The sequence below is a fragment of the Candidatus Ruminimicrobium bovinum genome, assembly GCF_902760015.1.
Classification (GTDB): Bacteria; Elusimicrobiota; Endomicrobiia; order Endomicrobiales; family Endomicrobiaceae; genus Ruminimicrobium; species Ruminimicrobium bovinum.
Window position 1 is genome coordinate 1 of sequence record NZ_CACWEU010000173.1, and the last position, 9,721, is coordinate 9,721.

The 9,721-nt window shown below is 26.7% G+C and carries 6 protein-coding genes; all 6 read right to left on the reverse strand.

Annotation, left to right across the window (positions count from 1 at the left end; translation table 11 throughout):
* A partial coding sequence (locus ACMUOV_RS05670; protein ID WP_413854137.1) for a DUF1722 domain-containing protein occupies window positions 1-5,377 on the reverse strand: 5,377 nt, incomplete at its 3' end.
* 23 nt (window positions 5,378-5,400) lie between these two features.
* A complete protein-coding gene (locus ACMUOV_RS05675; protein WP_413854138.1) occupies window positions 5,401-5,799 on the reverse strand; it encodes a hypothetical protein in 399 nt (132 codons plus the stop codon).
* 188 nt (window positions 5,800-5,987) lie between these two features.
* A complete protein-coding gene (locus tag ACMUOV_RS05680; RefSeq protein WP_413854139.1) occupies window positions 5,988-7,715 on the reverse strand; it encodes an ABC transporter ATP-binding protein in 1,728 nt (575 codons plus the stop codon).
* Complete coding sequence (locus ACMUOV_RS05685) at window positions 7,708-8,193, reverse strand: hypothetical protein (RefSeq protein WP_413854140.1); 486 nt, start codon at window positions 8,191-8,193, stop codon at window positions 7,708-7,710. Before ACMUOV_RS05685 ends, ACMUOV_RS05680 begins: the two co-directional genes overlap by 8 nt.
* A complete protein-coding gene (locus ACMUOV_RS05690; protein ID WP_413854141.1) occupies window positions 8,190-8,702 on the reverse strand; it encodes a shikimate kinase in 513 nt (170 codons plus the stop codon). Before ACMUOV_RS05690 ends, ACMUOV_RS05685 begins: the two co-directional genes overlap by 4 nt.
* Window positions 8,702-9,721, reverse strand: a 1,020-nt coding sequence (aroC, locus tag ACMUOV_RS05695; RefSeq protein ID WP_413854142.1) for a chorismate synthase, incomplete at its 5' end; no start/stop codon positions are given. The genes ACMUOV_RS05690 and aroC, both read right to left, overlap by 1 nt.

Consider the following 9,721-nt stretch of genomic DNA (forward strand, 5'->3'; position numbering starts at 1 on the left):
CGTGAATGAAAGCATTTTTAAACATTTCTTTTAAAGAATAACTCAAAACATTTTCCAAATTATCATTGTATTTCCTTTTTTCTTCGGCATCCAAAGCACTTAAATCAATTGTTTTTATAATTTTGGGAAGAACTGCAGAAACATAGAATTTTGTAATTCCAATTAAATTGTCACCGAACTTATCAAAAAAATATTTTAAGTTTCCGTAATTTGTTTTTTTAGTATCATCAAAATCAACAGATAAATTAGGACAAATTATTATAGGGTTATTTTCATTTTGCAGATTATAGTTAATATATTTTTCTATTCTTTTATATTTGTCGTATATATTAATATCGTCAAATATACCGTCTTTTGATAATGCTTCTTTAACATAATCCTTAAGATGGACAAAAATATTTATTTGTTTTATATTTTCTATTTGTTTTTTTATTTCTTTATCGGTAACGGTTAATTCTAAAGATTTTAATTCATCACTTAACCGTTTTATTTTATCATCTTCCATATTTACTATATCCGGATATGAATCAATATTTAATTTATTTAACAGTTTTTCAATATCTTTTATTTCTTCATTACTCATGTTATCTATATCAACACCTAATAATTTCAGAAAATATAGATGAACTTCAGCAGCATTTACAAAATCTTTTTTTTCATTTGTAAATGTTTTTATAAACTTATTATTTTTTAAGTTGTTGTTTGTAATTTTTTTGTCTTTATAAAATTCCTCTAATTGTTCCGTATCCTTTGAAAGTTCAATAATATTAACATTACCTTTTATGACATTATTTTCAAAACTTAAGTTATATCCGTATTTATTAATTTCATCTATTTTCCTGCGAGTATTTAAATCGGAATTTTCATCAATAATATAAAAGTTTTCTATTGAACCGAACCCTATTTGTATCTTTTCTGCAGTTATGATAATCGGTGGTTGTTTTCCGTCGGGGAATTCGATTATAAATGGACATTTATCATAAGATAATTTATATTCTTTTTCTGTTTGTTTTTGTTTTAAAGTCGTTATAAAAGATGCCGTAAATATTGAATTATTCGTTTCATCCTTATAATCAAGTCCTCTGTATTTTTGTAAATTTTCAATTCCGCTATGAACACCGCAAAGCCCTGCCATTGTAGCTGCAAATTTTTGTTTTTGACTTGCAATATTTTTATCATCAACAATATTTGAAATGCAAAGCCTGTCACCTTTTAAATATAGATAAATGGGTTGTGCAGTTTTTAAATTATTACCATGAACAAAAGCATTTTTCAATATTTCATTTAAAATAACATCTATCTTTCCGGATTTAACTGCATTATTTTTTTTCTTGAAATCTTCAGAAAAATCCCATAAAATTGTTCTTATAACATCATACATATATTTCAATTCTTCAAAAGAATCTGTTTTTTGTAAATCAAAATTATTTAAAGGCGGAAATAAAGCAATTATTTTCCCTTCCTCCAAATTTTTTATGGCATTTTGTGTTAACTGTTTTGGATTGTTTGAAGTTTTGTATTTTACAAAATCATTCAATGAAATTATTTCCAAATCACTATCGGTATAGCCTATGGTTTCAATAGTTTTTTTATCTATATTTTTTTTCAATTCTTCATTTTTATTGAAATCCAAAAGATTATCAAATGTTTTTTCTATAATGTTTCGTTCATCAAGTATATGAATGTTTTTTATTTCATAATTTTTGTTGTCTTGCAAATAAAATTCCAACTCTATTACCGGATCATTTTCACCTTCGCCATATCTGTCTTCATTTTTTGTTGTAACAAACAGTTCGGGTTGACCGTAAAGACTTAAAACTTGCAACGAAACAAAATTTATTTGTTCAATTTCTTTCCCGTCAATTTCTTTAGTTTCTTTTATTTCCAAAACAAATGTTATATCTTCTATTCTTCGTAAAACAGTTCTATAATATCTATCTGTTTGATCTAAACTAATTAACTTTTTGTTAAGAGCTTCTAAAATCAATTCTATTATTTCTGCTTTGGTTCCATTTAGTTTTTTTAAATCTTTATCGGTTATACTTTCATTATTTAAAAGTAAAGAAACAATAAAATTAAAAGTTCTTAAATTTTTATCAATATTAATATCGATATTATTTTGTTTGAAGATTTCCAATATTTTATTTGAAACTTCATTATAATAATCATTGTTTTTTAATTTGCTTTTATTAATTTGTAAATAACCGTCTTTGTTGTTTAACTTTAAACTTGCACGGGATATTCCTCTTTTATCATCTTTGAAATTATCTAAGTATTGCCAGTTAAGTTTGCTAACACCTTCTTTTATGTTCTCTATACCTAAACCATAACCTCTTAATTTATTAGAAAATGTTAAAATTTTTCTGTAAATATTTTTTTCTTTGCCTTCGTTTAAGGTTAGAATATCTATTTGAGAATTAGTCTTATCAAAATTTACTACTATAGGTTTGTTTACATTAGAAAGTGTTCCATATACAAAAGCATTTTTTAGTATCTCTTTTACAGAATATGCTAATACTTCTGTTTTTTTACTATCATTTACTTTTTTTACATTTGGTAATTCATTTATAGATTGACTTAGTTTTACAATATAATCATTTGAAAAACTAACAAGTTTTTCAGCTAAAGTTCCAAATAAATAATTTAAGTTGGCATTTGATAAGTTATCATTGCTAACATATAAATTAGGATAAATTATTATAGGTTCATTATTTTTTATTGCATATTCTATATATTCTTCTATGTGTTTTTTCTTATCAATTTCAGCATTACTATAATCCTGTAGAGATATAAACACAATTTGGTTATCATTTAATTTGCTGAAATTTTCTATCTCCAATACATTTAGCATATTTGTTTTTTGACTATATTTATCATTTGCATTATTGTTTAATTCGTTTAAAATAACCGTTAAATCCTTATCTTTTTGTTTTTCCGAATAATAAGTTTCATATAAATTATTATTTTTTAAATTTATAAATTCAACATCTGAATTTGCAGTAATAAATATTGAATTAGTATCTTCTTTTTCTAATAAACGTATATCGTTATCTTTTGCATAATCTTGCTTTTCAAGGTATTTTATAAGTTCAATTTTAGGGTTATCGATTCTTTTTTTTCTCACAAATTCTATAGGAGGATTATCCCAATTAAAATTTTCGTCAATAATATAATAATTTTCTGTTGCTCCGTCCATTTCTCTTAAAATTACAATAACCTTTCCGTTAGGAAATTTAATCATAAAAGGACAATTATTTGCTGAAAATTCATATTCGTTAACATTTACATTATTATTGTTTTTATTTCTTTCAATAATTTGTTTTCCAATGTTATAATACGCATATTGTAAAAATTCCGGTAAGTATTCGCTGTAACCTATATTTCTTAATTGTTCAATAATATCGGTAGGAAGCTGATCTATTTCCCATATTCTGCCGTTTGATTTTGAGAGGAATTTTTCCATGAAAGAAAAAGTTTCATCGGCATAATTTTTTGGATTTGCAAAATTTATCATTTCTTTTACAGTAAGTTTAACCAAATTTTGCATATCAAAAAATTTATGTTCATTTACATTTATTGTTCCTTTATTTTGTTCAAATATATTTTTATATTTTGTTTGTCGTCCGGTTAAACTGCTTACGATTTCATTTGCGGTGGTATTTAAAATTTCAATATTTTCCTGTGTAGGTTCAATATCAAGATGTTTAAGACCTTCATATACTATTTGTAACCTTTCTCCGTTTGATAATAACGGTAACTGAAAAGCTTGTTCAGCCAAAGTTCGTATCGGCATTTTAACCAACTGTTCATATCTGTCAGTTGCAAAATTTGCATTACCTTTGACATTTGGAGTAATAACCATATAAGAAATATTGTTTTTGGTTATTACATTTTTTAAACCTTCAGTATGAAAACCTCCGCTTACAACAATAATAATATTTTTTGCCGATTCTAAAATATTTACATAATTATTATCAAATTTACCGGAAGTTCCTGTTTGTAATTTGCTGTTTTGTTTAATATTTTCCAAAAACAAATAGTCTCTTTGAATATTTGTTTTATAATATGCATCTAAAATATCAAAATCTTGTTTATATTTGTTTATTTGGTTATAGTATGTGTATTTATCCCATAAATTTTGAAATTTATTAAATTCTGCAGCAAAATATTTATAATTATCCGATGTTATGGAAGTTTTTAAATAATCCGTAAAATAACTAAAAAAATCAGACAGAAAAGAGATATCAAGCTCAGTTTCATTTTTGGATAGCGATATCCTTAAATTTTCAATTAAAGTTCTTTCTTCTTCCAATAATTTTACCGGATTTATTTGTTTTGATATTTCAACATAATTTATAAAATTTTTTATTTCTGAAGAAAAATGAGTATTTTTAAAATTATCAGGGAGTTTATTTAAAATAGAAACAAGTTCCGGCATATCTTTTAAATTATTCGTGTTTTTGACAATTTGGTTATATTGTTCGTAAGACAGATAAGTTTTTAACTCATTCAATAATCTTTTTAATTGAACCGTAATTTTTGCAGATTTTATATTCTTTTCATATTCCCCTAACAACATATATGTATGAATATTGGGATAATCCTCTATTTTAACAGGAAGCAATGCTCCATACATTCCATCCGTAGGATTTTTATATTTACGGACATATTTAAATAGAAGTTTATAATATTTTCTTGATTCAATTTGTCCTGCTTTATATTTTTTTAATATGTTATTAAATTTTTTATTTTCGGAACTAAAATATTTATTTTGTAAAAACTTTAAATCCTTCTCAAAAGCTTTAATAATTCTTTCATATTTCCTTTTATTTGAAAATATCTCTTGTAATCTTTCAAAATTTTCTTTATACACACTTTCTTGTTCCATACCATATATATTGATATTTGAAGAAGGATTTGTTGCCGAAAAATATTCGGCACCGGTTAAAGAACCGTTTTCAAGTAAAGTTTGCATTAATTTAGTTCGTATATTTTCATCTTTTATATCGGTCAACCATTTGGTGTTTATATTACCGTAACCGCCCTCAACGTAAACAGATTTAATATTATATTTTTCAACAAGAGTAGAAATAATATCACTTATATTTTTTTGAACCGAAGGATTACAATGAAAGTCCTGTATATTTATAACCAACGTATCACTGTTACAATTTACCGCAGATGTTATTTTACCTAAATTATAGGAAATAACATTATTATTCATATTTAAACTTTGCAAAGAATCCGAATTTGCATTATTGGACCGAACCGCAGATGTTAAGGAAATTGCATAAACAAAATCATTTATTGATGTTGTCATCAACAAAAAAACAGTTACGATAATTGAAATTAATTTTAACAAAAATGTTTTTTTCATTTTTATTACTCCAATAAAAAAAATTACACCGTCCGTAAAGACGGTGTAATTTTATTTACAATCAAATAAAAATTATTAAAACAATAAGACATATTTAATACTATTAAATATATTAAAATCTGTAATAACAACAACATAAACATATCACTCGTTCGTCCCTGCTTATCTACAATATGTTTTTTTATGGAAGCAGAAATTGTAGAAAGTTTAAAATTGCATAAATCATATTTATATTTCCATGCAGAACTACCGATATATTGATCCGTAAAAATTATCGGAAAAGTATTACAGCCCGTTTCTTTTTTATTAATAAACGATTTTGTTTTATCGTTTGAATTACAATCAACAAGCATATTACTTATATTTGAACAAACATCAATAAAAGATTTAGAAATGTTATTAGATTTTGAAAAATTAATCATAGCAACACTTGTTGTAGTATAATTAATTGATTTTGTTTTTAAAAAATCAAATAAAAAAACAAGCGAAGTAAATAATATATTTACACTAATTAATAAAACAAGTAATAAGGAAAAAGATTTTTTACACATATATATTATTATACAAAATTATTAAACAAAAAACACATAAAGTAATTTATCACCGATACTTAACCTTTAATTTTTTCTATTTGTTGATTTTTTAAGCGATAAATAATATTACACTTTTCAATTGTCGTTAATCTGTGTGCAACTATTATCATTGTTATTTTTCCGTATAAATGTTCTATTGCCTGTATAACGGCTTTTTCCGTCTCATTATCCAAAGATGATGTTGCTTCATCAAGAATTAAAACTTCCGGTTTGTTATATAAAGCCCTTGCTATTCCTATTCTTTGTCTCTGTCCTCCGGATAATCTGATACCTCTTTCCCCTATTACTGTATCAAGCCCTTTCGGAAGAGAAGAAATAAAATCTTTAAGTTGTGCCTGTTCTATTGCGACATTAAGTCTTTCATTATCAATATCTTTATCGTCATAAAAAACAATATTATTTTTGATACTGTCATCGGTTAAATAAATAAATTGAGGAACATATCCTGCTTTTTTTGCCCAACTGCTTTTATTTTTGCAAATATCTGCGTTCCCGATTGATATTGTTCCCTGTGAAGGAACCAACAAACCGAGAATAACATCAATCAACGTAGTTTTTCCGGAACCGGTTTGTCCTATAAAAGCAACCGAATCCCCCCTGTTTATTTTAAATGAAATATTTTTAAAAACAAATTTATCCGTTTCCGGATATTTATAACTTATATTGTTTACCGATATCCCGTATTTTAAGTCCAACTCTTTATGTTCGTCTTCATAAACCGTTTCTATAAAAACAAGTTCCTTTAAATATTTATAAATTAAATCTACAGATACTTTATGGAAAAACATAATATTTACTGCTATTTGAATTCTGTTCATTGAAGGCATCATTCTAAAAGCTGCCATGGCAAATACTGCCACTTGTGTAAATATAATAGAAGCGGAATTTCCTTGTAACAAAAATATTATTATCATTAAAAGAACCGTTACTATTATAAAAGTTTCAATTATTGCCTTCGGAGCTACCTGTAAAAAATTCAAATATTTTTGTGCGGAAACATATTTTACGGCATTTTCGTGATATTGTTTTATAAACAAATCTTCCATACAACGAATTTTTAAATCTTTTATTGCTCCTGTAGCTTGGTTTAACCATTTTAACATTTGTCCGTAATATTGTTGATTTGCTTGAGACATTTGAGCAGTTTTACGTTTCAATTTTTTTAACAAGCTGAAAAAACATAAAAATATCAAAAGTATAAGAGCCAATGTTATATATTTATTCACAAAAAACAAAAACGAGACTAACATAATTATTATTAAAAATTCGGTTGTTGCCATAAAAAAATTTATAATAAACATAAAAAAATACAATGTATCATTTGTTATTGTTCTTGTAATAGTTGCCGTATTGACCGAAAGATGATAAGCATAAGGTTGTTTTAAATATGTTGAAAAAATTCTTAATGTCATATCTTTATATTCGTTAAAAACCCATTTATATTGAATATAATTAAGCAATAACACATAAATATTTTTTAAAACATATGCTATTATCAAAACAAACGACATAACGATTAAAAAAGACTGAACGGAATTTATATTGAAAAAATCGTAAGTAAATTTCAAATATTTATTCGTTTGCAAAACAGACGGTTCCATAACAACACTTATAAGAGGCAGTACCAACGAAACCCCGACAAGCTCCAATAAAGAAGCAACAAAAATTCCGCACAATAATAAGAAGAATTTTATTTTTTGTTTTTTATTAAGAAGAATATAAACTTTTTTTATCGATTCAAGCATTTATTTGAACCTCTTTATTTCTTTCAAGAAGTTTTTTCTTTTTTTCTTTATCTTTTTCTCTTTTTAAAAGTTGCATATAATCATAAAAATTCATTACATATTTTTTTTCTTTAACCCAAATAAAAGCACCATATTTTGAAGTTAAATTTATTTTTTCCAACACATCGGAATGTTCATCGTCAAACCATGCAGATGCAATAATATTATTTTTTGAACCTTCTTTTTTTGACATTGACATAATTTCCTGTTTTAAAATTTGTATTATACCGTTTAAAAGCGGTGTTGATTGTTTAAAAACAACATATATTACGACGGGATATTCTTTTGAGTATTGCTTTATTTGAACCTGATAATTGTCTTTATCTTTTACGGTTATTTTAACATCTTCGACGGCATCATCATTTTTTACAATTTCATCACCGAAAACACTATATGTAAAAAACAAAAATATTAATATAATTATCGCTTTTAAATTCATAGAATATCCTTAACGGCATTTATTATTTTATCGGAAATTTCATCAGGTGTTAAAGAATCAACATCTAAAGAAAAATTGTTATTTTCATAAAAGTTTTTTCTTTTATTAAAAAGAAGTTCTATTTCTTTTTTCGGATTTTCCATAGCAGCTATTATAGGTCTTGTTTTATCGGAAGATATTCTTTTTACTATCGTATCAATACTTGCTTTTAAATAAATTATAATACCGTTTTTTGAAAGCAAATCAATATTTTTTTTATTTAAAACAATACCGCCCCCGCAAGAAATTACACATCCTTCGGCATTTGAAAGTAAATTAACGACTTCGGTTTCATATTTTCGAAATTCTTTCTCTCCGAGTTTTTCAAAAAGTTCCGAAACGGACATATCGGTAGTTTGTTCTATTATTTTATCCGTATCAAAAAAAGCAACCGACAATTTTTCCGATATCAACTGCCCTGTTGTTGTTTTACCTACACCCATAAAACCGATTAAAACAATGTTTTTCATTATATTTTCTTTAATCTTGCCATATACGAATCATAATTGGCTTTCATTTCTTCAAGACTGTCTCCGCCGAATTTTTCTTTCATTGCTCTTGCAATTTCAAAAGCAATTGCAGCTTCACCGACAACACCTGCGGCAGGAACGGCACAAACATCACTTCTTACCGCTTCGGCTTTTGTTGTTTTCTTTTTATATATATCAACGGTTTGTAACGGTTTTATCAACGACGGAATCGGTTTCATAGTACATGATACTTCAATATTTTCTCCGTTTGATATTCCGCCTTCGGTTCCTCCGGCTCTGTTTGTTTTTCTGTAAAATCCGTTTTCGCAGGAATAATAAATTGCATCGTGTGCTTCGGAACCGAAAAGTTTTGCAAAATTGGTCCCTGCACCGAATTCAACACTTTTAACGGCTTGTATCGACATTAAACTTTGAGCAATCCTTCCGTCAAGTTTCATATCCCATTGGGTATGACTGCCTAACCCTACGGGAACATTTTCGGCAACTACTCTGAATTTTCCGCCCAAAGTATTACCTCTGCGAATTGCCGTTCTTATTACTCTAATCATTTTTTTACTTGCAATCTTATCCGGACAACGAACAAACGACATTTCAGCTAAATGTTGCAATTTATCTTTTGGTATATCGGAAATTTTTGCCGATACCGAACCTATTTGTTCAACATAAGAATAAATATTTATACCGAATTTTTTTAATAATTCCCTGCATATTGCACCGACCGCTACCCTTGCAACAGTTTCTCTTGCAGAAGCTCTTTCAAGAATATCCCTGAAATCTTTAACATTATATTTCATAAGCCCTGCCAAATCGGCATGACCGGGTCTTGGTTTTGTAAGTTCTTTACCGTCCAAATTAACCGATATCGGCGACATTAATGATTTACAGTTTTCCCAATCTTTATTTTCGACATATATCGTTATAGGAGAACCTAAACTTCTTGCATGCCTGACACCGGAAAGAATATCGACATGGTCGGTTTCAATGTGCATTCTTAAACC

Excerpts from the sequence above, each read along its gene's own strand:
- ACMUOV_RS05675 (WP_413854138.1), bottom strand. The coding sequence starts at position 5,799 with ATGATTAATTTTTCAAAATCTAATAACATTTCTAAATCTTTTATTGAT.
- ACMUOV_RS05680 (WP_413854139.1), bottom strand. The coding sequence starts at position 7,715 with ATGCTTGAATCGATAAAAAAAGTTTATATTCTTCTTAATAAAAAACAA.
- ACMUOV_RS05685 (WP_413854140.1), bottom strand. The coding sequence starts at position 8,193 with ATGAATTTAAAAGCGATAATTATATTAATATTTTTGTTTTTTACATAT.
- ACMUOV_RS05690 (WP_413854141.1), bottom strand. The coding sequence starts at position 8,702 with ATGAAAAACATTGTTTTAATCGGTTTTATGGGTGTAGGTAAAACAACA.